Genomic DNA, 24,652 nt, shown 5'->3' on the forward strand with positions numbered 1-24,652 from the left:
CGCAAACACATCGTCAAGGACCCCCTATGTTCCTTCAAGGCTACGGCCCGCTGCTCCTCAACGGCACCTGGCAAACCGTCAAACTGGCGGTGTTGTCGCTGGCGTTCGCTTTCGTGCTGGGCCTGCTCGGCGCGGCGGCGAAACTGTCGAAAAACCGTTTCTCCTACGGCGTCGGCACGGTCTACACGACGCTCGTGCGCGGTGTGCCCGATCTGGTGCTGATGCTGCTGCTGTTCTATAGCATCCAGATCTGGCTGAACAACCTGACCGATCTGCTCGGCTGGGACCAGATCGACATCGACCCCTTCGTGGCCGGCGTCGCGGTGCTCGGCTTCATTTACGGCGCGTACTTCACCGAGACCTTCCGCGGCGCGTTTCTCGCGGTGCCGCGCGGCCAGCTCGAAGCGGGCGCCGCTTACGGCATGACCGGCTGGCAGGTGTTCACCCGCGTGATGTTCCCGCAGATGATGCGCTTCGCGCTGCCCGGCATCGGCAATAACTGGCAGGTGATGGTGAAGGCCACCGCGCTGGTGTCGATCATCGGTCTCGCCGACGTGGTCAAAGCGTCGCAGGACGCGGGCAAGGGCACGTTGCGGTTCTTCTTCTTCACCCTGTTCGCAGGGGCGATCTATCTCGTCATCACCACAGTGTCCAACTTCGTGCTGATGTACCTCGAAAAGCGTTACTCGACCGGCGTACGAAAGGCGGATCTATGATCGAGATCATTCAGGAATACTGGCGCAATTATCTCTATACCGACGGCTATCGCATCACCGGCGTCGCAATCACGTTGTGGCTGCTGGTGGTGTCGATCGGATTCGGCTTCTGCCTGTCGATTCCGCTCGCGGTGGCGCGCGTGTCGAAGAAGAAGTGGCTCTCGCGTCTCGTGTGGCTGTATACGTACATCTTCCGCGGCACACCGTTGTATGTGCAACTGCTGCTCTGCTACACCGGCTTGTACAGCCTCGAAGTCATTCGCAATCACGAACTCACCAATGCGTTCTTCCGCGACGGCATGCATTGCACGCTGCTCGCTTTCACGCTGAACACCTGCGCTTACACCACCGAGATTTTCGCCGGCGCGATCAAGGCGACGCCGTACGGCGAGATCGAAGCGGCGCGCGCGTACGGCATGTCGTCGTTCACGCTGTACCGGCGCGTGATTCTGCCGTCGGCCCTGCGCCGCGCACTGCCCTACTACAGCAATGAAGTGATCCTGATGCTGCACGCCACCACCGTCGCGTTCACCGCGACCGTGCCGGACATCCTCAAGATCGCGCGCGATGTGAACTCGGCGACGTATCAGTCGTTCAACGCGTTCGGCATCGCCGCTCTGCTCTATCTGTGCATTTCTTTCGCGCTCGTGTGGCTGTTCCGGCGCGCCGAGCGCCGCTGGCTCGCTTACCTGCGGCCGCAAGGCAAGTAACCCGAGGCACCGCGCCCTCAGCAAGTAAGCACGCCCAAGGATCCTGATGAACACCAAGAAGCAGAAGCTCTTCGTCGACGAGCTCCACAAACAGTACGGCGACAATGAAGTGCTCAAAGGCGTGTCGCTCAAGGCCAACGCCGGCGACGTGATCAGCGTGATCGGCTCGTCCGGTTCGGGCAAGAGCACGATGCTTCGCTGTATCAACTTTCTCGAGCAGCCGAACTCGGGACGAATCTTCGTCGACGGTGAAGAAGTGCGCACGCAGATCGGCAAGAACGGCGCGCTGCGCGTGTCGGACCCGAAGCAGTTGCAGCGCGTGCGCACCCGTCTCTCGATGGTGTTCCAGCATTTCAACCTGTGGTCGCACATGAACGTGCTCGAGAACATCATCGAGGCGCCGGTCAACGTGCTGGGTCTGAAGCGCAAGGAAGCCGAAGACCGCGCGCGTGAATATCTGGAAAAGGTGGGGCTCGCGCCGCGCCTTGAGAAACAGTATCCGTCGCATCTGTCGGGCGGCCAGCAGCAGCGCGTGGCGATCGCGCGCGCGCTGGCCATGCATCCGGACGTGATGTTGTTCGATGAACCCACTTCTGCGCTCGACCCCGAGCTGGTCGGCGAAGTGCTCAAGGTCATGCAGACGCTCGCCGAAGAAGGCCGCACGATGATCGTCGTCACGCATGAAATGGCTTTCGCGCGCAACGTGTCGAATCACGTGATGTTTCTGCATCAAGGCCGCGTGGAAGAAGAAGGCCACCCCGACGAGGTCTTCAGGAACACGAAGAGCGACCGGCTCAAGCAGTTCCTCTCCGGCAGCCTCAAATAGAGGCTCAAAAAGAGACTCACACACAGCCCGCTATTTGGGTTGTAGTCAAAGTAGTATTACAAGGCGCTTACCAGCGCCTTTTTTGTTTCGCTCACCTGCGCATTCCGGCGATTTCCGACGCGAAAACCGCTCCCCGCAAGCCTCCCTCCCCCGCATATCCGCCCTACTCTGCCGCATTTGAAGCGTCAATAGTGGCAATCCTTAACGTTACCCCCGCCGATCCGTGATTCCCTTGTCGCATAAGGGTTTCCGCGTTTTTCGAAGCCGTTGCAACGGGTCGTCGCGCACATTGTTATTGCAATTTGGAGACATCGATCAAGGCAGGTACTAATTTCTTCTCCCAGTTCAGGGTATTTTTGATAAATTAGTAACCAAAGTAGCAAAACAAAGTTCATTAAAAGTAGTTTCACTTCAAAGCACAGAGGAGAACCGGTCGGCGAGGGATCGGCATGACGACCAGATAGCCCCAAGGCTACACGTCACGGCAGGAGACCCAATCCACCCGCTAATCTCCCTGGTACCGATTTCTGTTCGGCGCAAATCGCGGCCGAGCACCATTCGCAGTACTGGGTTTCACTTTTTGACAGGGTATGGAGGAGAAGATGAAGAAAGCTTTGCTCGCCGCTGCGCTGATGACAGCCGGTGTTGTTGCGCACGCCCAAAGCAGCGTGACGCTGTACGGCCGCCTTGACGCCGGTATCGAATACATGACGGGCGTTCCGCAAGGCTCGAACGCAGCTGGCTCGGCAACGGGCAGCACGAACCGTTGGCGCGCGGAAAGCGGCGACTGGGGTACCAGCCTGTGGGGCTTGAAGGGCGTTGAGGACATCGGTGGCGGCAACAAGGTCCTGTTCCAGTTGGAAGGCTCCTTCAACACCATGACGGGTGCAGGCCCTGGCGGCGGCGGTCTCTTCAATCGTTGGGCAACTGTCGGCCTGTCGAACGACCAGTACGGTACGTTCACGATGGGTCGCATGCTGTACATCTCGAACGGCGTGTGGGACTTCGACCCGTTCGGTCAATCGAACTGGTCGTCGGCGTCGCTGGTGCGTGGCCGCAACTGGCCGCAATCGAGCAACAACTTCGCTTACCAGTCGCCGAAGATCGCAGGCTTTGACTTCTACGGTCAATACGCGCTGTCGAATGCAACGAGCTGGAACGGCAACGGCACGACCGCTCAAGGTCGCGAAGCTGGCGCGCAAGTCACCTACACGAACTCGCTGTTCCAGGTTCGCGGTATTTACGACGAAATCCGCAATCCGGCTAACGGTACCCTGTACGGCCCGAACGCAAGCGCGGTCAATACGGCCAACGTCGGCAACGGCGTATTCGCGGCATCGCGTGAATACTCGGCTCTCGTGAACGTGTTCCTCGGCCAGTTCAAGATTCAGGCTGCTTACCAGGCTGTCCGTTCGGCAGGTGCACAGAACGTTCTGCCGGGCCAGCCGACGACTCTGGATCACGAATGGGGCGGTGTGACGTGGCAAGCAACGCCGGCAGCGGCGCTGATTGCAGCGGTCTACCACGTGAACGGCAACAATGGCGCAGGCAACGCGACGATCTACACGGTCGGCGGCTCGTACAACCTGTCCAAGCGCACGCTGTTGGACCTCCAGGTCGCGACGACGCAAAACAGCAAGACGGCTAACTACGGCCTGAATGCAAACAACGCAGGTACGGCAACCAGCACGGACAACCCGCTGCCGGGTCACAGCCAGACTGGCGTGTACGCAGGTATTCAACACTCGTTCTAATTGAACGGTGTTCCCCGAAGGAATTTCCTTCGGGGTGTAGTCAAGAGTTCTTCAAGAGAATCTTTTTCACGCTGCTGCGAGAGGCGCGTATCGGTGCGATGTCCGAAAGGGTATCGCACCGTTTTTTATTTTTGAGCACGGTTTTGCCACTGCCTGAGCGCACCGGCGCGGTGCATTCATGGCTGATGTCGTGTAGCTGACTACGGTTGGCAAATTCCGCCGCTCGATTCCTGCTTTAAGACAACGAACGCAGCTGCGTCAAACCGCTGCTTCGTTTTCTTCACCGGTACGAATGCGGATTACGCGCTCCACGTCCGCGACGAATATCTTGCCGTCGCCGATCTTGCCGGTACGCGCCGCGCCGATGATCGCATCGATCACCTGATCGCACTGGTTGTCCGCCACCACGACTTCGATCTTCACTTTCGGCAGAAAGTCGACCACATACTCTGCACCACGATAGAGCTCGGTATGGCCTTTTTGCCGGCCGAAGCCTTTGACCTCGGTCACGGTCAGCCCGGTGAGGCCGACTTCAGCGAGCGCCTCGCGCACTTCGTCGAGTTTGAACGGTTTGATGACTGCAGTGATGCGCTTCATGGCGAACCTCGTCTCGGGTCTAAAAGAGTGAAAGGGAAATGGATGATTTTTATTCTACGCCGCGCCGGATGCGTTGCGGCATTCCGGCGCGCGCTTCGGGTAAGTCCCCAGCGGTTCGCTTAAAGCTCACTCCACCGGTTCGGTGTAGCGCGAGGTGATCGGATAACGCCAGTCGCGCCCGAACGCGCGATGCGTGACGCGAATGCCGATCGGCGCCTGACGCCGCTTGTATTCGTTGATCTTGATGAGGCGCGTGACGCGTTTGACGTCGTCGACCGCATAGCCCGCCGCAATGATTTCGGCGAGCGAGCGGTCCTCTTCCATGTACATGCGCATGATCGCGTCGAGTACGTCGTATTCCGGCAGGCTGTCCTGATCGGTCTGGTTCTCGCGCAGTTCCGCCGACGGCGCGCGCGTCAGAATCCGTTCGGGAATGACGTCCTGCTTGTCGAAAGTGGTCGCCTGGTTGCGGTAGTGGCACAAGCGGTAGACGAGCGTTTTCGCAATGTCCTTGATGACCGCGAAGCCACCGGCCATGTCGCCGTACAACGTGCAATAGCCCACGGCCATTTCGCTCTTGTTGCCGGTGGTCAGCACGATCGAGCCGAACTTGTTCGACAGCGCCATCAGCAAGGTGCCGCGAATGCGCGCCTGAATGTTTTCCTCAGTGGCGTCTTCGGCGCGGCCGGCGAATTCTTCCGCCAGCGAGCTGCGGAACGCGTCGAACATCGGCGCGATCGCGATTTCGTCGTAGCGCACGCCGACGCGGCGCGCCATGTCGGCGGCGTCCGTAGTGGAAATGTCCGCGGTGTAGCGCGACGGCATCATCACCGCGCGCACGCGGTCCGCGCCGAGCGCGTCGCATGCGACGGCCAGCACCAGCGCCGAATCCACGCCGCCCGACAGGCCGATCAGCGCGCCCGGGAAGCCGTTCTTGTTGATGTAGTCGCGCACGCCCATCACGAGCGCGGCATAAACCTGCGCCTCGATCGACTGCTCCGGCGCGATCGGCCCGGGCAGCGGCTTGCCGCCTTCGAATTCGACGATCGCAGTCGCTTCCTCGAACTGCGCCATCTTCGCGACCAGTTCGCCTTGCGCGTCGAGCACGAACGAGCCGCCGTCGAACACCAGTTCGTCCTGCGCGCCGACCATGTTGACGTAGACCATCGGCAAGCCGGTCTCGCGAATCCGCGCGCGCAGAATGTCGAAACGCACCGCTTCCTTGTTCAGGTGATACGGCGAGCCGTTCGGAATCAGCACCACTTGCGCGCCCGCCGCCTTCGCCATTTGCGCAGCTGATGCATGCCACGCGTCCTCGCAAATCACCACGCCGTACTTCACGCCATCGAGTTCGAACACGAACGGCTGCGGGTCCGATGCGAAATAGCGCTTCTCGTCGAACACCTCGGTGTTGGGCAAATCCTGCTTGCGATACGTGCCGCGCACTTCTCCGTCGACGATCAGCGAGGCCGCGTTGAAGGTATCGACCGGCGGCACGCCGCGCTCGATCGGCGCGTTTGCATTACCATGGCCGTGCGCCGTGTTGTGCGTGATGTCGCGCAGCGGATGGCCGACGATCACATGCAAGCCGGCGAACGGCTTGAGTTGCGTGGCGAGGTCGGCCAGCGCCGCCGCGCTCGCGGCATAGAACGCGGGACGCAGCAGCAGATCTTCGGGCGGATAGCCGGACAGCGCGAGTTCAGGCGCGATCAGCAGCTTCGCACCATCGTTGTGCGCGGCGCGCGCGGCAGCGACGATTTTCGCAACGTTGCCGGCGAAGTCGCCGACGGTGACATTGATTTGAGCAAGAGCGATTCGGGTCTTCATGGCAGGATCGACAGGCAAGCCGACGTGGCTTGCGAGTACCGCGGCTGGTTAGCTCGACGGAATGGACAAATCGGATAAACGAACGGCGTGGCGCGCAGAGCGCCGCGCCGCTCATTGGGAACAGTCACACAGATTGAACCAGGAACGCTTTGATTATCGCACGGGCATTCTGGCGTCGCCCTCCGAGGTAGACGCCGCCGAATGGAATGCCCTTCTTGCGCAGCAGTCGCAGCCCACGCCGTTTTTGCGGCATGAGTTCTTGAGCGCCTTGCATGCGACCCGTTGCGCGGTCGCCGATACCGGCTGGGCGCCGCAATTCGTCACGCTGACGGACCCGCGCACGGATAAGCTCGTGGCCGCCGCGCCCGTGTATCTGAAAGGTCACTCGTACGGGGAGTACGTGTTCGACTGGGCATGGGCCGACGCCTACAAGCGCAACGGTTTGCCGTATTACCCGAAGCTGTTGTGCGCGGTGCCGTTCACGCCGGTGCAAGGCAACCGGTTGTTGTCGGCGGATACGCATGCGCTCAGACACCTGGCCGCTACGCTGATGGCGTTCGCCGAGCAGGCCGACGTGTCGTCGCTGCACGTACTCTTCCCCACCGAAACGGAAGCGAAAGCGCTCACCGAAATGGGCATGATGCAACGCGAAGGCGTGCAGTTCCACTGGCTCAACGACGGCTATCGCGACTTCGACGATTTCCTCTCCACGCTCGAACAGAAGAAGCGCAAGAACATCCGCGCCGAGCGTCGTAAAGTGCACGAGGCCGGCGTGACGATGCGCCGGATTCGCGGCGAGGACATTCAGGACGCGGACTGGCGTTTCTTCAGCAAGTGCTATCGGCAGACGTACCGCGAGCACTTTTCGAGTCCGTATCTGAACCTCGATTTCTTCCGCAGGATCGGCGCGTCGATGCCGGAGAACCTGCTGCTCGTGATCGCCGAATACGAAGGCAAGCCGATCGCGAGTTCGCTCGTGGTGTATCAGCGCGACGCGAAAACCGGCGGCACACTGTATGGCCGCTATTGGGGCGCGCTGGAACACGTGCCGTGTTTGCACTTCGAAACGGCGTACTATCAGCCGCTCGAATTCTGCATCGAGGAAAAGCTCGGCGCGTTCGAAGGCGGCGCACAAGGCGAGCACAAGATGGCGCGCGGCTTTCTGCCCACGGTCACGCGTTCGGCGCACTGGCTCGCGCATCCCGCTTTCGCCGATGCGGTCGGCCACTTTCTCGACAACGAAAAGAACAGCATCCACGCGTATGTGGATGAGCTGCGCGAACACAATCCGTTCAAAGGCTGAAGCGCGTTTATGGCGTGGTTTCTTTATCTGCTCGAATGCTCGGACGGCAGCGTCTATACGGGCATCGCCGTCGATGTGCAGGCGCGCTTCGACAAACACGTGAGTGGCGAGGGCGCGCGTTATACGCGATCGCGCAAGCCGGTGCAGGTGCTGGCGTCGTTCGAATTGACGGATCGGTCTACTGCTTCGCGCGCGGAGTATTGGGTCAAGCGCTTGTCGCCTTCCGAGAAGCGGGCGCTTGCGGCGGGGCTGCGCACGCTCGAATCGGTAATGCCTTTGCCTGAGCCAGAAGCGGTTGTCGTCGAAGAACAAGCTGAGGAAAACACCGGCGCGTCCTGAAAGCGCTTCGGCTTAGGCCTTCTTGTTTGCGCCACCGCTTAGCTATCCCCTCGCCTCGCGCATCCGCTCATTGAGCAGCCGATGCATCAGCGCAAGCTCGCCCACCGCATCGGCTTCCAGTGAAGTTAGCCCTTCTCGTGCGGGGAGCCCAAGGCGCACTGGCCGCAAGGTGCGACTCAACGCGGCGTCGATGTCCGTGCTCACGGTCGCGATCCACGCGCCGAGTTCATCGTGCATGTCGCGCCGGTTCGTACTCAGACGCAGTTGCGTCGCGGTGCCGGCCATTCTTCGCAACAGGCTCAGCACCGTCAGCGTCACCGTATCGACCATCGTGTCCTCGAGTTTTTCAAGGCGCATCCGGCCGATCGCTTCCTCTGCGTTATTGCTGCCCAGACCCGCGGCGCGGCGCAGGCGCTCCATCTCTTTCTCGCTGCGGCGAGGCGATTCCAGCGCGGCTCTCAGATAGGCAAGATTGGCGCGCACCGCCTCGCTCAAATACGCGCGATAGTCGATCTTTTCGCGCGTCGGCCAGAGATAGAACGTGGCCAGCAGCGCCAATACGCAACCGAGCACGTTGTTGCCGAGCCGCGTGAGCGCATAGGCGAATTCGCTGGCGCCCGGCGTCGCGAAGTCGGCGACCAGCACGAAGGTCGGCGTGAGAAACAGCACGAAGAGGCTATAGCTAACGGGACGCAGCGCCATGGTCGCCATCACCAGCGGAAACACCGCGAGCGAAATGCCGAGCGGCGAATGGATCGCGTAACCGATCGCCGCCGCCAGCACGCCGCCGACAATGCTGCCCGCCGCCCGCTCGATACTGCGCGGCCAGGTCGCGGCAATCGACGGTTGCAGGATCAGCAGCGTCGCCATGGTGGCCCAGTAGCCGAACGGCAGACCGAGCGCGCGGATCACGAGAAAGCCGGTGGTGGTCGTCACGCCGACGCGGGCAGCGTGCCGCAAGCCGACAGACTCGACCGAGAGGTTGGCCTTGAACGTGGACCAGTTGCGTGTGAAGAGCCGCGCGGCGCTGTCGCGCCAGCCTTCGGGCTCTGCGCGCACCGGCGTGAAGTCGACCAGTTCGAAGTCGGACTTCAGCGTCACCGGTTCCATCAAGGCGGTTTCGAGCCGCCGCGCAAAACGCCGCAAACGCAGTTGCAAATCGGCGAGACGCGCCCACTGTGCATCGTTGGCGGCCGCGCCGATGCTGCGCAGCACGTCGCCCATGACCGTCAGCAGACGGGCCGCGCGTTTCGCGCGCCACGCGTGGTCGGGCACCCGTTCACAGGCGCCGGAGACGGCGATCAGGTACGCGAACAACGCTTCGCTGTCGGTCAGCAAGCCGAGCAGCGTGTCGTAGGTTTCGCGGCCGCCCGTTCTCGATGCAGGTACGCGCGCCAGCACTTTGCGCGAGCGCTCCAGCGCGGCGCGGGCATCGGCGCGAAATTTCGCGGCATGCGTGGCCCACTCGCCCCGTGCCGCGCGCCGTTCGAGCAAGCGGGCGCTGTCCACCGCGATATCGGCGAGACGCAGGTACACGGCGCGCAAAGACGAGCGGCTCGTGCCGAACGGATGAATGCGCCAGAGCGTCAGACTTAGCGCCACGGCAAACAGACATCCGACGAGGTAGATGCCGAGAAACGCCATGCCTTGCCGAACGCTGTGCATCGGCCGGTCGACCATCACGACGCATGCGGTGGCCGCGAGAATCGTCACCTGCGACGTGGCTGCGCCCCAGATCCTGCCGAATGCGCCGAGTGTCGTGAACACCAGCACCGCGAGCGCGGCGAACACGGCCCCCGCTCCGGATGCGTAAGCCGTCAGGCCGCCGCACAGCGTGGACAACACCGCGAAGCCCATCATCGATGCAAAGCGGGCGCGGTTGGAGCCGCCCGCGTCGGCGAGGCAGGTCCAGAACGCGCCGATCGCCGCCCACGCGAAGGTCGGCTCGTGCAGCACATTGCCGAGCGCGAGCATGGCCGTCGACGCGCAAGCTGCTCGCAGGCCTTCCGACAAACTGGCCTCGCTGGTCGAAAACGACACCATCCATACCGGCCGCTTGCGGTAGATCGCGCTGGCGACCGCATACAGCCAGTTCGACCAGCGTTGCGACGAAGACGACGGGTTGGACTTGCGATTCAGCATCCGAAAGATGGGCTCCAGGGAACGCGGGTTGGCGCTGCGTCAGGACAGCGCGCCGGCCGACGGCAGGCAAGCGCATGCAGGCGGCCAATAATACGGGTTTACACGTAGATATAAAAATGGCTTCGGTTCATCCTGTCGATGCACTGCGTCTATATGCCCACACTCCAAGACTACGCGGCGGCACCGGCCTCGTGTTTCGACCAGCCATGAAAAAACCGCGCGGCCTTTGCAGGCTCGCGCGGTTTTTTCTATTCACCAGGTGTGACGCAGCTTACTTCTTGTAGTTCGCCGCGCCGTCCGTGATTTCCTTGTGCGCGGCTTCGATGTCCGCCCAGCCCTCGACCTTCACCCACTTGCCCTTCTCGAGCGCCTTGTATTGCTCGAAGAAGTGCTTGATCTGGTCTTTCAGGTACGAAGGAACGTCGTCGATCGACTTCAGGTTGGCGGTCATCGGGCAGACCTTGTCGTGCGGAACCGCGACCAGCTTCGCGTCCACGCCGGATTCGTCGGTCATTTGCAGCATGCCGAGTGCGCGGGCACGCACCACTGAGCCGGCCAGCAGCGGGAACGGCGTGATGACCAGCACGTCGACCGGGTCGCCGTCGCCCGACAGCGTTTGCGGAATGTAGCCGTAGTTCGCCGGATAGCGCATGCCCGTGCTGATGAAACGATCGACGTGGAGCAGGCCCGTTTCCTTGTCGGCTTCGTACTTCACCGGATCGCTTTGCGCCGGGATTTCGATGATGACGTTGAAATCTTGCGGAAGGTCTTTGCCTGCGGGGACGTTATTGAAGCTCATGAGCGCTCTCTGGTCGGGATGGAATTCGGAACACGGCGTGCGGCGCGCTTGCTCGAACGGGATGCAACGTGAAACTCGCCTCGAGCAGCGGCGCTGCGGCCGGACAGTGCTGAATGCGCCATTATAGCCAATCACCCAATGGCATCCCTCGTTGGATCGGGGCGATAATCGTCTGGCGTCTCTCGATTGTGCCTCTCGTTTGTGAACACCACGTCACCGCAGCGCGGTGCTCGTGACACCTCAAGGAGCATGCATGGAAGAAGCCCGGCATTTCATCGGCGGCGAATGGTCCGCTGCATCAGGCGGCGAGACGATCGCCGTACTCGATCCCTCGGACGGCCAGCCCTTCACCCAACTCGCGCGCGGCACCGCGGCGGATATCGACGCCGCCGTGCACGCCGCGCGCCGCGCGTTCGAAGGCCCCTGGGGTCAAGCCAGCGCCGCCGAACGCGGCCGCATCCTGTACCGGCTGTCCATGCTGGTCGCCGCGCGCCAGGAAGAACTCGCCCAACTCGAAGCACGCGACACCGGCAAGCCGCTCAAGCAGGCGCGCGCCGATTCGGCCGCCCTCGCCCGTTATTTCGAGTTTTACGCCGGCGCGGCGGACAAGCTGCACGGCGAAACGCTGCCTTACCAGACCGGCTACACGGTGCTGACGATCCGCGAGCCGCACGGCGTGACCGGCCATATCGTGCCGTGGAATTACCCCATGCAGATTTTTGGGCGCAGCGTGGGCGCGGCGCTCGCCACCGGCAACGCATGCGTCGTCAAACCGGCAGAGGATGCGTGTCTCTCCGTGTTGCGCGTCGCCGAACTCGCTGCCGAGGCGGGTTTGCCGGCCGGCGCGCTGAATATCGTCACCGGTTATGGCCATGAAGCGGGCGCGGCGCTCGCGCGTCATCCGGGCATCGATCACATTTCGTTCACTGGCTCGCCGGAAACCGGCAAGCTAGTCACGCAGATGGCCGCCGAAAATCACGTGCCGGTCACGCTGGAACTCGGCGGCAAGTCGCCGCAAATCGTTTTCGCCGATGCGGACCTCGACGCCGCGCTGCCCGTGCTGGTGTCGGCGATCGTGCAAAACGCCGGGCAGACCTGCTCGGCGGGTAGCCGCGTGCTGATCGACCGGGCCATTTACGAGCCCTTGCTCGACCGGCTGAGCAGCGCGTTTCATGCGTTGCGCGTGGGCCCTTCGCAGGCCGATCTCGACTGCGGACCGCTGATCAGCGCGAAGCAACAGCGCCGCGTGTGGGATTTCCTCAACGACGCGCAACACGACGGCATCGCCATGGCGGCGCACGGCGAGGTGGTTCCGGAAGCGCCGGAAAGCGGCTTCTATCAGGCGCCGACGCTGCTGCGCGACGTGCCCGCGAGCCACCGCCTTGCTCGCGACGAAGTGTTCGGCCCGGTGCTCGCCGCCATGTCCTTCAGCGACGAGGACGAAGCTTCGAAGCTCGCCAATGGCACGCCGTTCGGTCTCGTCGCCGGCATCTGGACACGCGATGGCGCACGGCAGATGCGGCTCGCGCGGCGTTTGCGCTCAGGCCAGGTCTTCATCAACAACTATGGCGCGGGCGGCGGCGTCGAATTGCCGTTCGGCGGCGTCAAGCATTCGGGCCACGGACGCGAAAAGGGCTTCGAAGCGCTGTACGGCTTCACGGTGCTCAAGACCATCGCGATCAAACACGGTTAGTCAGGCACGTGCATCACCATCCACAACAAACAGCGGAGACATCATGCGGTTGACAGGTAAAACGGCCATCGTCACGGGTGGCGGCTCGGGTTTCGGCGAAGGCATTGCGAAGACCTACGCGCGCGAAGGCGCGAACGTGGTGGTCAACGATCTGAACGGCCCGGCCGCTGAGCGCGTGGCAAGCGAAATCGCGCTGGCCGGCGGCAAGGCGATCGCGGTGGCGGGCAACGTCGCTCAACGTGAAGATTGGCAGAAGCTGCGCGAGGCCGCGCTGGAAGACTTCGGCAGCGTGCAGATCGTCGTCAACAACGCGGGCACCACGCATCGCAACAAACCGGTGATGGAAGTCACGGAAGCCGAATTCGACCGCGTCTATGCGGTGAACGTGAAAAGCATCTACTGGAGCGTGCAGGAATTCGTGCCGTATTTCCGCGAGCAAGGCGGCGGCTGCTTCATCAATATTGCGTCCACGGCGGGTGTGCGGCCGCGCCCCGGGCTCGTCTGGTACAACGGCAGCAAAGGCGCGGTGATTATCGCGAGCAAGTCGCTGGCGGTCGAGCTGGGTCCGGACCGGATTCGGGTGAACTGCGTGAATCCGGTGATCGGCGAGACGGCGCTGCTGTCCGAATTCATGGGCGTGGAAGATACGCCGGAGAATCGCCAGCGCTTTCTCGCCGGCATTCCGCTCGGGCGCTTCTCGACGCCGCAGGACATCGCAAATGCCGCGCTTTATCTGGCTTCGGACGAGGCGGAGTTCATCACCGGCGTGTGTCTGGAAGTGGACGGCGGGCGCTGCGTGTAGCGCCGCGCCGTAGCTGGTCCGCGAGGGTTTCGTGCGCAGCGGCCCTCGCCGCAGTCAGTGTTTTCCCCGGGTATCGATTCGTCATGCAGACGACGCAGCGCGGATAGAATCGATCGACGGCGGTACTTCAATTCCACAAGAAAAGAGGAGACACCATGGCTAGTCCCGCAAATCCGCTCCACCATCCCGGCGCGGGTGCGCCCCCTTCCACTTTCGAAGAGGCCACCTACCGCAAGGTCACCTGGCGGCTCGCGCCGCTTCTGATGCTCTGTTACGTGGTCGCGTATCTGGATCGCGTCAACGTCGGTTTTGCCAAGCTGCAAATGACCAGCGATCTCGGGCTGAGCGATGCGGTGTATGGTTTTGGCGCGGGGATTTTCTTTGTCGGCTATTTCATCTTTGAGATTCCGAGCAATGTGATTTTGCATAAGGTCGGCGCACGGGTGTGGATTGCGCGGATCATGGTGTCGTGGGGCGTGATCTCCATGCTGACCATGTTCGTGACTACGCCGACGATGTTTTATGTGATGCGCTTTCTGCTTGGTCTGGCTGAGGCGGGGTTCTTTCCTGGGATCATTCTTTATCTCACGTACTGGTATCCGTCGCATCGGCGTGGGCGCATGACTACTTGGTTTATGACGGCGATTGCGTTGTCGGGTGTGATCGGTGGGCCGGTGTCGGGTTATATCCTGAAGACGTTTAACGGCTTGAACGGATGGCATGGCTGGCAGTGGCTGTTTCTGCTCGAAGGGATTCCTTCGGTGATCGTCGGGATCATGGTTTTTGCCATGCTGGACGATCGGATCTCGAAGGCGAAGTGGCTTACCAAGGAAGAGCAGCAGTTGCTTGAGCGGCATGTTTCTGCGGAAGAAGCGACTAAGCATGACATGCCGATTCGCGAGGTGCTCACGAGTGGGCGGGTGTTGATGCTGAGCCTCACATACTTCTCGTTTGTGATGGGGTTGTATGGGGTGAGCTTCTGGTTGCCGACCATTATTAAGGCGACTGGGGTGACGGATGCGTTCATGATTGGTCTGCTGTCGGCGATTCCGTTTGCGGGGGCTGTGGTGGCGATGGTGTTTGTGTCGCGTAGCGCGGACCGGAAGCGGGAGCGGCGGTGGCATATTGCGTTGCCTGCGTTTGCGGGGGCGATTGGGTTGGTGCTTTCTGTGGTGTGGACGCATAACACCGTGTTGGCGATGGCGTCGCTGACGCTTGCGACGATGGGGATTCTTACTACGCTGCCGCTGTTTTGGAGTTTGCCTACGGCGATTTTGGCGGGGACTGGGGCGGCTGCTGGGATTGCGATGATTAATTCGATTGGGAATCTGGCGGGTTTCCTCAGCCCATATGCGGTGGGCTGGCTCAAACAGGCGACGGCCGCGAACGATTCCGGCATGTATATGCTCGCGGCGTTTATGGTGCTCGGCGGGTTGCTGGCTATTAGTGTGCCGGCGAAGATGGTTAATAAGTGAGAGGTTGAAGTGCGGGCCTTGGCGGTGATTCACTGCTGAGGCTTATTCGTTTGTGTGCTAATAAGCGACTACTTTGCGCTGAATAAGGCGGATTCGGCAAGTGTCGCCTGATTGCTGCGGGAGACACGCGGCGGTAGTCCGCCAGAAGCGGTCTTCTGTCAGTGCCGGAGAACTGTCATTCAGACGTCAGGATTCCCACTGAAAGCAACCATATTTCCCACGATTGCATTAGCCGCAGGTCCGAAGTGCATGTCGGCGTTTACCACTTCGATATTTCCCGTCGCCCGCAAAGCCTTGCCCAGCAGGGGTCGTTCAATATTTGTTAAAAACGCGTCGCTCGTCAATTTTCTGTGTATTGACCAATCAGTTTGATTGCCTCTCCAATCCGCCAACTCGCGTGGCAAAATGGTGCGCTGCTTTGCGCCGGTACTGATCGGTCCATCAAGACTCTTCTGCTAATGAATCATGTCTAGAGCGACTCTAACCGAAGCACTTGAAAATCTGCTGGCAACTAACCGGGACAATCTGAAACAGTTCGCCCCTTTTTTGGATGCGCCGTACGGAAGGACAATCTATAACGTACCCAACGAATTTGTGGGCTTACTCGAAGCCGAGCCGGAGATTAGGGAATTCTCTGGGCGCCTTTTGAATTGGTCAGGGCGAGGCGGCGGGACATTGGCACCCGTACAAATCGGGAACGCGCTAGTTGACTGGGCTCTTTCTCACGGAGCACAGTCCGCCGTCGATGAGCTCTACGCGTTCCTGTCGACGGACTGCAATCGTTCGATCGAAGTGGCACTCCTCAGAGGTATCGAGGTGACTGAGACGGTTGAACTGTTCAACGGAGTGTTTATCGCACCGCTGGACAGAGTGCCGTCTAGCACGCTTCAAAGTTATCTCGCGACTGTATCTCAGCAAACTGGGATGACGCGGCACATGGCTGTCGAAATGACCGAGTTTCGGAAACCGGGTTGCGCATTATTTAGAGTGTTTGAGGCTCGCCCGAAATTTTTTGACGACTTGAGTGATCTGCCAGACCTTTCCTCAGATGAACATAGGCTTATCGAAATCCTTACGGCGCTGTTGACGCTAGCGGGCCCGTGCTCACCAGCCATTTTCAAGTCTTATACGGAACTGGAAGATGGGCAACTCATGAAAGAGCAGACCGGATGGATGTGGTCAGTGCCGCAAGAGGAGACGAAGGTTTCCAGCAACATTGCGGTAAGCGTGGAGCAAATTCGGGAACTGGTGCCAATTATCTATCGCTTCTTTGAGCTGTCGGCGACCACACGAGAAGCTCTGTCCATTCCTCTTCTGCGTTTGAACGAAGCAGTTCGGCGTCAACAAAGCGTCAGCAGGGCGGTGGACTTAGGTATTGCGCTAGAGTCGCTATTGCTAACGGATTCATCGAATAACACACTTTTCTTTAGTGTTCGCGGTGCGTGGTTGCTGGGAAAAGATGTCGAGGATCGAGCACGAATTGTGAAACAGCTAAAGCGGCTCTACAAGTATCGATCCGAAGCTGTACATTCAGGAAAGCTTTCAGTGAAGAAGCCGTCTGATGTCGAGCTGATTGAAAAAGAGCTTAAAGATGGATTGATTTTTTGTGCAACTGCCATCAAGCGAATTATTGACCATGGTGATCTTCCGCAATGGGACAGCATACTCATTGGCGGGGATTTCATGGCCGGTGACACGTCGGATGAGAGTCAATAACATTCCTTTCTTGCAGCGCGCGGACTAGCTTCGGCTTATCTCGACCCTGAGTGGCTCCAGCCCGCGCGAAGTGGCGTACAGATCGGCGATCGCCTCGGTCATATGGCCGAGCGAAGCCTTGGTGTCGACGTTGCCCTGTTCCATGTAAAGCCGCTTCGTCAGGCTTCCCATTTCGTGAAAGGTGGGCGCGTCCTTGCAGATGATTCCGGCCAGATCACGCGCTTCCTTAAACCGGGACGCGAAGGTCTTGATCTCGACCGCCGAGCCTTTCGGCGCGTTGACGTTCGGCCGGATGTGGTAGATCAGGTACTTGCTTACTACGCCAGTCGACTTACACCGGGCGAACACACTGACGCGTGCCCCGATTGCACGCGAACGAGATATCAATGCTCCAGGATCGCTTCCAGCGTCCGTTTGTCGCGCGGATGCCGTCACATAGTGAGAGCCATTTCAAATAGCGGTGACTGGTCGGTTTCTGCCAACCGCGTCGGACGGTAGTCGGCCATCAACGGCCAATCGGCCTGCGACTCGGTCAGACATTCGAAGTGCAGCTTCCACCCAGTTAAGAGACGTTCGATCCACTATTCTGCTTCTCGGATTTTCGGCCAAAGCCGACGCCCGTTTAGGTCACACAAGTTGCGTCGCCGGGCGGTCTGGTTCTCTGAGCCGGGGGCTTGTCAGAACGGGGGCTAGGATAGGCTACGGGTATGCAATTGCAATTAGAATAGCGGGGGAGTCAGGACAGTCTACGGCGCAGCAACGTCCACAGGATCCAAGCAAATTCTACGGGTGCTAACCCCGGATCTATCTTACGCCGTTACGCCGTACGGATTCTTATCAACTAGTCACGGGGGAGCAATGATCAGTGTGGCCTTTTTTAACAATAAGGGTGGTGTCGGAAAAACTACGCTCCTCTGCAACTTGGCGGCATCTCTGGCCGTCAATGAAAAGAAGAAAGTCCTCGTACTTGACGCCGATCCTCAGTGCAATGCGTCGGCCTATCTGCTGCCGGAAAACAAGCTCGAAGAAATTTTGCTTGATGGGACATACAACAGCATTGACTCCTTTTATGAACCGGTTCGGCGCGGCGTGGGATATGCCCCTGAGATCCCAACGATTGTCCCCAGCGCGCGTTTTGGAGTCGATGTCATCGTCGGAGATCCGAAGTTGTCTATTCGCGAAGACCTTCTCGCCACCGACTGGGCTGCGACGCGCAACGGAGAACCGCGTGGATTTCAGACGACCTACGCGCTGAAGGAGTTGATTGGTCGACTTGGCCAATACGACTTCGTGCTCGTAGACATGGGACCGTCGCTCGGCGCACTCAATCGCTCGGCGCTGTTGGCTGTCGACTATTTTGTTATGCCGCTGTCGGTTGATATCTTCAGCTTAATGGCTGTTGCAAATATACTAAGTTCTTTTGGAAATTGGAAAAATTCGTTAAATAGCGCATTGGAGCGTTATAAAGAAGCTGAAGGAGGCGATTTTTTAATCAATGGCGTGCCGGTTAAATGGGATCTCAAGTTCGCCGGCTTCGTCATGCAGCAATACACGGCGAAGAAGAAAGAAGGAGTTCGACAAGCGGTCGAAGCATTTGAGAACATCATTCACCGGCAGAACGATGAATTGGCCTCATTATGTGCATTTTTTGATGTGCAGCAAGATTTGGTGAACTTAGGTGAAGTGCCAACCTTAAGCAGTGTCGTTCCCTTGTCTCAACAGGCTCACGCCCCAATTTTTTCTCTCGGGGCTAAAGACGGAATTGTCGGGTCTCACTACAACCGTGTGCAAGAAGCTGGGAATTTTTATCACGCAATCGCTTCGAAATTCATTGCGAGAATCGAAGCATGATCGCATGGGACGAGGAAATCATTCGAGCGGTTGCGAGAAGGCGCAGCGTCATTGTGGTTGGCTCTGGCGTTTCCAAGAATTCGACAAATGCGGCCGGAAGACGACCCGCATCATGGGAGGAATTTCTACGAAAAGCATCGGACAGCCTCGAGAATCCGCCCGTTCTTGAAGCGTTAATCAGGCAGAGAGATTTCTTAACGGCTTGTGAAATCATAAAACGCAGGCTTACGCCCGATGCGTTTGGGGCGCTCGTGCAGGCGGAGTATCAACAACCTGGCTATCAGAAAGCTGATATTCACGAACACATATACAATTTGGATTCTTCTATTGTCGCATCGCCGAATTTCGACGTAATTTATGATACCTACGCTTCCAGCGTCTCTAATGGTTCGCTAGTGATTAAAGATCACACCAGCCCGGATATAATTCGATACATATCGGGCGGCGAAACTCGTCTTCTTCTCAAGACGCACGGCACTGCAAATACGCCAACGCAGCTCATATTTACGCGCAAGGACTATGCCGAAGCACGAACGAAATATGTACTGTTTTATGAGATCCTGAAGTCGCTGGTTCTGACGCATACGTTTCTCTTCCTGGGTTGTGGCGTTGACGATCCGGACATAAGGCTGCTGTTTGAGGATGTGCAATTCGCCCATGGAAGGATGCCACTTCACTACATGACAATTCCAGAAAATGAAGTGGACCCGGAAGTGCTCGCAGTAGCTTCAGAGTCGATGAGAATCAAGTTCCTGTCATATTCGACCGATAACGGTCACGCCGAGCTTACGAGTTCGCTTTCAGAACTCGTGCAGCGGGTTGATTTGCTCAGAACTCAAATCGGAAGCGACCAGAAATGGTAGGCCGATAGCTCCATGCGCGGATCGACCCCACCGTGTAAGCCTACTTCTAGAATGGCATTCTCGATTACATGATTCTCGATATCAAATTTCCCGCACCGAGGCGGGTTAATACTCAGGCAACGCTTGCACTCGAAGCTTCGAGAGAAACAGAGACCTTCCACGCTCGCCTACGCCTGCGCCCACCGATAGGCGTTTATAACCTTTCGTTGGCAACCGTGATAGGGCACTTCGACCGATGCATCGACGAAATAGGCGAGTTGCCGCCTATGAATGATCGCAGCACCCAAGCGTCAGCAAAACGGAACGAGTTCCTTGCAACCCTTGACGGTTTGCTGGACGCATTGATGGAGCACATTGATGACTGCAATAGCGTGTTGAAGTGTTTTTTCAAAGATGAAAAATCGACAGAATATAAGGAAATCTACAACGCTTTTAAAAGCGAAATTAGACCATATCGCGACAGAGTTGGAAAAATCGTTAACAAAATAAAGCACGAACAGGGTCGCTTGCGGCTCGTTCACAGCGACTCTGTGCTTGGCACTTCATTCGGATATTATGTCGAGGGCGTTGATTTGAATGGCGTGATTGGGCCAGACCCCGATATTCACCATCCACGCGGCGAGACTGCTTATTCTTTGGGAAGAGATTTTCGTCTTCATGTGAATGGCATATTTTTTGTCGCAGCGCGGTTGGCGCACGCAATATACCGCGCGACAGGTAAAGGTGTGGTCACGTCACTTCCTGAAAACGCGAGTCTCGCAAACTTGGTCAAACGCGTCGGCGACATTCCCCCGATCTTCTTCCCAGACGAAATAAGCCAACCGTTTCCCACCGTAAAGATCACGGATACGATCTGTCGTGTCTCCGTTGGTTTCGGAAACTTCGAGAAGGCAAAGTCCCCGCCGGGGGCGAAGATTTCGGTCTCGTTCGTCGGCGACGGTGTTTCAAGATCGTTCAGAATTCCCTACATCGGAAAGAACAATTAACAAGGATTCAAGTGCGCTCGTGGAAGGCAGTTTATGAGGATTAGCTAACGCTAATGGATCTCCCGACGTGCGCGCCCATCGCCTTGGGGGCCGCTCTGCGGGGCGTAGCAGTCATTCCCATGCAACGTCCCGAAGGTCTGCGCTGGGTCGCCTGGATCCGGTCGCCTGCTCGCGAGTTTCGAGCGTCGCACGTCCACTGCAATGAGGCAATACTCGGCCATCTAGGGACATTCGAGTAGGCTCAGTGAACGTCCGAAGCTTGAACATCAAAGGACCGAGTCAGCCGGCGGCGTGCTCTCGACGTCAACTCGGTGGTAGATATGCAGTCGCGACGTTGCGAAGGGGCAGCCAGCATCGGGTTTACCGCCCTATAAATCATATGAATAAACGGTAACTATGACTGGCAAGACTACTCTGTTGAGCAAGTAGTGCTCGGATCTGAGCCAACGAGAATCGACTCGGTTGCTCAGTGTTGACTCCATCGCCTTCCGGAGGGGACTGTCGTGCTTCAAACTATTGTTCGCGCGATTCAAAATCGCGAGGTTTTGTCGTTCACTTACGATGGCTTGGCGCGTGTGGTCGAGCCCCATGCAGCGGGAGTATCTCTCGCCGGAAATAACGTCCTCCGGTGCTTCCAGACACAAGGTGGGCACGTCACACCAGGGCACGCTTGGGATCTGTGCGAAATAGCCAAAATCCGTAACTTATCGATGACCGGAGAGCGGTTCGTTGGCGAGCGCCCGGGATATAGGCGCGGCGACAAACACATGACTACGATCTTCGCCGAGCTGTGATACTTCATCGCGAACAGCAGCGCAGAGTCACGGCCTACGGTACAGCGGCGAATTCGAGATTCGTTGGCCTTAGTGGTTAGATCCTGCGGTAGATTAACGGCGTTACGATCAACTCGTCGGAGTGGTGCGATGGGGTGCATCTGTCCTCGCCATTGGCTTCGAAGCATCACGCCTGAGTCGATAGTCGGTCCACAGGCAAGTCACACTCGCGGTGGCACTTACCGCTGCACTGAATTTGACCAATGGGCCCGCCTGATTCTGATCCAATGCGCCCGAAACGTTATTTGCGGCATCGCCGGAACTTACTGTTCCGTTGATCAGAAAATTAACAAATGAAGATACTGCCCGAGACGTTGTAACTGAAGCCATGTTTTAAAATCTCCTCATATCAAAACGCAACGCACTGCGTATAGACATAATCCACAACACGACAGCGACTATGTATAAGCGCGACAACAGAAAATCCATGCTGCGCATACTTTTTAACTTTGAATATGAATCAACCTCCGATAGCAATTCCTCGCCTGATAAAGTTGATACGTTTGTGAGCCAGTATTTACCTTTGCCGTTTAAAAGATAGAAACCTTGCATCTCTAATTTAACGTTATCACCATGCGCTTTCACGAACCCCCGTATTCCGGAATACTCTTTTACATATTCGACCGGAAGCAGTTCTCCGGTACTGGACCGAAATGCGCAGAAATTTCTTTCTGACGATCTCGCGGGACAGTTCTTTGTAGCGAATATTCCAATTTCTTTTACGATCGGCGCAACCGGAGGCAAATCTCCCTGATAAGGCTTCGTCGCGATATATGAAAGCAAAGGAGAAAATAGCGTAAATACGATCGCCATTTCCAGGATCAATCTGTCGTCTTTTTGTCGACCAGACAGAATTGCATCCGCCCGGTATAAAAGCCCAGATATCGCATTGAAGATATTCATTGAATTTTCGATTAACTCTTCCCGATTTCAAATTCCAGCCAACAGAGTCTATGGTTAAATTTTAAATGGCGAACAAAGAAATGCCTTGAAACTGACAAAGCAAAATCTGTTTGTTGGCAGAGAAATTTCTGAATTCAAAGCGCATGAAAACGTTTCACGCTTGAGGCGTTAATGCCACAATCCGCTCCGTTTCCCGGTCTTCACATTGAACAGATCACATCCGTCGGACTGGTGCGGTACGCGGTTTCAATCGCGCGAGATATCGTCGAACGCTCTTGTCAATCTGCTGCTGACGCTTGTCGGTCTTGCCGGGCGTGTAGTTCCTGTAACGGCTGGACCAACTACTCTTCGGTCTCAATTGCCCTTATCCCTTCAGCCAATCCCACCATTTGTCCCCCAAGACTAAATCCGAGACAGCCCCACTCCCTTATAATTACGACGTCGCTGGGAAACATCCAGCGATCAGGTTTGACAGCCTGAACGTTGAAGCCCGCACACCTGCCCAGGCAGGTCGTGCGTCTACCTCTGCACGTCCATTTTCTATGGGCGGGCCTTGGTGGGGGAGCCGCAAGGCTCGCCGGTTTTGGCTTCAACGCCGGTCTGTCAACCTCACTTCGTGCCCGCTCACCCCTCCCCCCAAAGATGCGTGTCCGGGCGATCCAACCCAGCAACAAGGAGATCGCACCATGACCAGGCCCGTCAAAACTCAACCAACTTCGCGTCCGCCAGTCGACGCCCTCCAGTACGAAAAGCTTGCCCTTTCCGCGTTCGATTTATGCGACCGGCAGCTGGGTCAACTGGACACGTTGATCACACTGGCGTCATCGATAGTTAGAAATCCTGCGATTACCCACGACGAAAGAAAGCGTCGTCAGACGCTGCTCGAATTGCTGGTGGACACGGCCGAGCAGTATCAGCAGGATCTCGAATACGACCGCGAGTTGTTCCAGGTGATTGCACTCGACGCGAAGGGCGTCGCGCGCAGGCGCCTCACGGCGCAGCATGCGACGAACTTGCTGACTAAAGCGTCGCAGCGAGCAGAGGCGTCGATCGAAGCAACAAAAGCGTCGCCCCGCAAAAAGCCCTCCACGAAAAGCGTGATCGAGTCGCCGTCCGCGACCGTGCAACAGCCGTCCACCGCGCCGCACTAAGACCGCACCAAGCGATCAAATCGAGCGCGCATAGCAGGTTAACCGCCCGCACAAAAACAAATGGCCGCAGCATCCGCTGCGGCCATCAACCCATCAACTCATGAACTAAAACCAGCCGTTCCGAGCTCTCAAAGCAGCGCCCTCAACCTCCCCCAAGCGCCGCCCCAAAAACCCTCAAACAATATTCATCGCCAACGCACTCTCGCGATAATGCTGGCTAGCCTTATCCGCATCACCAAGCTGCTCATGCAACCGAGCCAACGCACGATGCGAGCGAATCTTCAGCGTCTCGTTATCCGCGAGCTTCAGCGCGCGCTCAAGGAACGACTGCGCCTTACCCCACAACTGCTGATGCAGACACAAGCGCCCCAACGCGAACATCAAGTCCGCATCTTCCGGCCGATCCTTCTGCCACGCCTCAGCCTTCTGAATCAACGGCAACGCGTCACCAGCAGTCGTATCCGGATAACGACGCAACAACCGCGCATCCCAGTTCTGCGCAAGCGCTTCCTCGACGATCTTGCGCGCTTCCTGCGGCCGATTCAGCGCCACCAGCAATTCCGCAGCAAGATCCGCAAGCCGCGGCGAATGACGCTCAGTAACCGACAACGAATTCCACAACTCCAGCAGCGCATCGGCATTGTGACGCCGGTCACGCAGCAGATTTTCCGCCGCGAGCTGGCGCAGACGCACCGCCACCGCCGGATGAATCGCCTCACGCTTTTCCAGCGTCTTGACGAGCTTGAGCACTTCGCCCCAGTTCTTCAACTGCTGCTGCGCGCGCAACATGATCTGCTGCGCGTGAATCCGCCGCCCGCCCTGTGATTGCATCTGCGTCAGCGCGGTCAATGCGCCATCCGCGTCACGGCCATCAGCGCGCATGTCGGCGGTCGCCATCAGGCGTGCATCCTGCCAGTCAGCCTCATTGATCTGCGAAAGCCACTCGTCGCGCCGCGCATATTCATGCATACGATGCGCCGCCGTAGCCGCGATCAACCCGGCCGCGCCCTTGTTATCGCCATTCGCGAGCGCATCCTTGGCGGCTTTCTCAGCACGCGAAAAACGTCCGGCGTACAGATTGCCAATCGCATCACGCAGCGCCGCATGCGCTTTCGCAACCCGCGAGCGCGCGCGATAAGCGGCCACGCGCTGCGGCATGCGCCAGATATTGCGGAAGATGCGCAGCAGCGCATACATCAGGATGAACAGCACCACCAACCCGACCACGAACAGATTCAGCGATATATCGACGCGGTACGGCGGATAGATCAGCAGCACCTGTCCCATGTCGAAGCGCCCGACCACCGCCAGCACCACCGCGATGACGAACAGCAACGCAAGCCATAGAAGTCCCCGGATCGCCATG

The 24,652-nt window shown here is 58.4% G+C and carries 21 protein-coding genes; 14 read left to right on the forward strand and 7 right to left on the reverse strand.

The features are described 5' to 3' along the window. The first annotated feature begins 26 nt into the window (after nt 1-26). The 4 genes from PQR54_RS25590 to PQR54_RS25605 all read left to right on the forward strand — a co-directional run bounded on the left by PQR54_RS25590 (nt 27) and on the right by PQR54_RS25605 (nt 4,006). Nucleotides 27-716 (forward strand): ABC transporter permease, encoded by a 690-nt coding sequence (locus tag PQR54_RS25590; protein ID WP_012432163.1) that lies wholly within the window; start codon nt 27-29, stop codon nt 714-716. Continuing rightward, nucleotides 713-1,426 (forward strand): ABC transporter permease, encoded by a 714-nt coding sequence (locus tag PQR54_RS25595; protein WP_408250571.1) that lies wholly within the window; start codon nt 713-715, stop codon nt 1,424-1,426. Before PQR54_RS25590 ends, PQR54_RS25595 begins: the two co-directional genes overlap by 4 nt. Before the next feature lie 46 nt (nt 1,427-1,472). Continuing rightward, nucleotides 1,473-2,252 carry an ABC transporter ATP-binding protein gene (locus PQR54_RS25600; RefSeq protein WP_408250573.1) on the forward strand — a complete coding sequence of 260 codons (780 nt, stop codon included), beginning with the start codon at nt 1,473-1,475 and terminating at the stop codon, nt 2,250-2,252. 602 nt (nt 2,253-2,854) lie between these two features. Further along, a complete protein-coding gene (locus PQR54_RS25605) occupies nt 2,855-4,006 on the forward strand; it encodes a porin (RefSeq protein WP_408250575.1) in 1,152 nt (383 codons plus the stop codon). 258 nt (nt 4,007-4,264) lie between these two features. Here PQR54_RS25605 and glnK read toward each other — a convergent pair whose 3' ends face one another. Then, nucleotides 4,265-4,603 carry a P-II family nitrogen regulator gene (gene glnK / locus PQR54_RS25610; protein WP_006048444.1) on the reverse strand — a complete coding sequence of 113 codons (339 nt, stop codon included), beginning with the start codon at nt 4,601-4,603 and terminating at the stop codon, nt 4,265-4,267. A gap of 126 nt (nt 4,604-4,729) precedes the next feature. Next, nucleotides 4,730-6,430, reverse strand: coding sequence for an NAD+ synthase (locus PQR54_RS25615; RefSeq protein ID WP_408250577.1), 1,701 nt, complete (start codon nt 6,428-6,430; stop codon nt 4,730-4,732). A gap of 133 nt (nt 6,431-6,563) precedes the next feature. On the opposite strand from PQR54_RS25615, the gene PQR54_RS25620 reads away from it, so the two are divergent. Together PQR54_RS25620 and PQR54_RS25625 are read left to right on the forward strand one after the other, a co-directional pair. Next, complete coding sequence (locus PQR54_RS25620; protein ID WP_408250579.1) at nt 6,564-7,733, forward strand: GNAT family N-acetyltransferase; 1,170 nt, start codon at nt 6,564-6,566, stop codon at nt 7,731-7,733. Nucleotides 7,734-7,742: 9 nt separating this feature from the next. Further along, on the forward strand, nt 7,743-8,072 hold the full coding sequence (locus PQR54_RS25625) for a GIY-YIG nuclease family protein (protein ID WP_408250581.1): 330 nt from the start codon (nt 7,743-7,745) through the stop codon (nt 8,070-8,072). Between the two features lie 42 nt (nt 8,073-8,114). Here the strand turns inward: PQR54_RS25625 and PQR54_RS25630 are convergent, their stop codons facing one another. Together PQR54_RS25630 and ppa are read right to left on the reverse strand one after the other, a co-directional pair. Beyond that, the gene (locus PQR54_RS25630) at nt 8,115-10,214 is read right to left on the reverse strand and encodes an FUSC family protein (protein ID WP_408250583.1); all 2,100 of its coding nucleotides are present in this window, start codon (nt 10,212-10,214) and stop codon (nt 8,115-8,117) included. A gap of 271 nt (nt 10,215-10,485) precedes the next feature. Further along, nucleotides 10,486-11,013, reverse strand: coding sequence for an inorganic diphosphatase (gene ppa / locus PQR54_RS25635; protein WP_408250584.1), 528 nt, complete (start codon nt 11,011-11,013; stop codon nt 10,486-10,488). 253 nt (nt 11,014-11,266) lie between these two features. Between ppa and PQR54_RS25640 the strand changes: the two genes are divergently transcribed. The 4 genes from PQR54_RS25640 (at nt 11,267) to PQR54_RS25655 (ending at nt 16,699) form a co-directional block, all read left to right on the forward strand. Continuing rightward, entirely contained in the window at nt 11,267-12,706 is a 1,440-nt protein-coding gene (locus tag PQR54_RS25640; protein WP_408250586.1) for an aldehyde dehydrogenase family protein, read from the forward strand. Between the two features lie 43 nt (nt 12,707-12,749). Then, nucleotides 12,750-13,508, forward strand: a complete 759-nt coding sequence (locus PQR54_RS25645) for an SDR family oxidoreductase (RefSeq protein WP_408250588.1) — start codon at nt 12,750-12,752, stop codon at nt 13,506-13,508. Between the two features lie 155 nt (nt 13,509-13,663). Then, on the forward strand, nt 13,664-14,983 hold the full coding sequence (locus PQR54_RS25650; protein ID WP_408250590.1) for an MFS transporter: 1,320 nt from the start codon (nt 13,664-13,666) through the stop codon (nt 14,981-14,983). A gap of 465 nt (nt 14,984-15,448) precedes the next feature. Continuing rightward, complete coding sequence (locus tag PQR54_RS25655; RefSeq protein WP_408250592.1) at nt 15,449-16,699, forward strand: hypothetical protein; 1,251 nt, start codon at nt 15,449-15,451, stop codon at nt 16,697-16,699. A gap of 24 nt (nt 16,700-16,723) precedes the next feature. On the opposite strand, the gene PQR54_RS25660 is transcribed toward PQR54_RS25655, so the two are convergent. Further along, complete coding sequence (locus PQR54_RS25660; protein WP_408250594.1) at nt 16,724-17,047, reverse strand: site-specific integrase; 324 nt, start codon at nt 17,045-17,047, stop codon at nt 16,724-16,726. Between the two features lie 510 nt (nt 17,048-17,557). Here PQR54_RS25660 and PQR54_RS25665 point away from each other — a divergent pair. The 3 genes from PQR54_RS25665 (at nt 17,558) to PQR54_RS25675 (ending at nt 20,399) form a co-directional block, all read left to right on the forward strand. Beyond that, the gene (locus PQR54_RS25665) at nt 17,558-18,550 is read left to right on the forward strand and encodes a ParA family protein (RefSeq protein WP_408250596.1); all 993 of its coding nucleotides are present in this window, start codon (nt 17,558-17,560) and stop codon (nt 18,548-18,550) included. Next, nucleotides 18,547-19,413 (forward strand): SIR2 family protein, encoded by an 867-nt coding sequence (locus PQR54_RS25670; RefSeq protein ID WP_408250598.1) that lies wholly within the window; start codon nt 18,547-18,549, stop codon nt 19,411-19,413. The genes PQR54_RS25665 and PQR54_RS25670 overlap by 4 nt, the downstream gene beginning before the upstream one ends. 68 nt (nt 19,414-19,481) lie before the next feature. Then, nucleotides 19,482-20,399, forward strand: coding sequence for a hypothetical protein (locus tag PQR54_RS25675; RefSeq protein ID WP_408250600.1), 918 nt, complete (start codon nt 19,482-19,484; stop codon nt 20,397-20,399). Between the two features lie 1,166 nt (nt 20,400-21,565). On the opposite strand, the gene PQR54_RS25680 is transcribed toward PQR54_RS25675, so the two are convergent. Continuing rightward, entirely contained in the window at nt 21,566-22,135 is a 570-nt protein-coding gene (locus PQR54_RS25680) for a hypothetical protein (RefSeq protein WP_408250602.1), read from the reverse strand. A gap of 686 nt (nt 22,136-22,821) precedes the next feature. Here PQR54_RS25680 and PQR54_RS25685 point away from each other — a divergent pair. Beyond that, on the forward strand, nt 22,822-23,286 hold the full coding sequence (locus tag PQR54_RS25685; RefSeq protein WP_408250604.1) for a hypothetical protein: 465 nt from the start codon (nt 22,822-22,824) through the stop codon (nt 23,284-23,286). Nucleotides 23,287-23,460: 174 nt separating this feature from the next. Here PQR54_RS25685 and PQR54_RS25690 read toward each other — a convergent pair whose 3' ends face one another. Beyond that, on the reverse strand, nt 23,461-24,651 hold the full coding sequence (locus tag PQR54_RS25690) for a heme biosynthesis protein HemY (RefSeq protein WP_408250605.1): 1,191 nt from the start codon (nt 24,649-24,651) through the stop codon (nt 23,461-23,463). Nucleotide 24,652 lies beyond the last annotated feature (1 nt).

The sequence above is a fragment of the Paraburkholderia phytofirmans genome (assembly GCF_046028095.1).
In the GTDB taxonomy this organism is placed as follows: Bacteria; Pseudomonadota; Gammaproteobacteria; order Burkholderiales; family Burkholderiaceae; genus Paraburkholderia; species Paraburkholderia phytofirmans_A.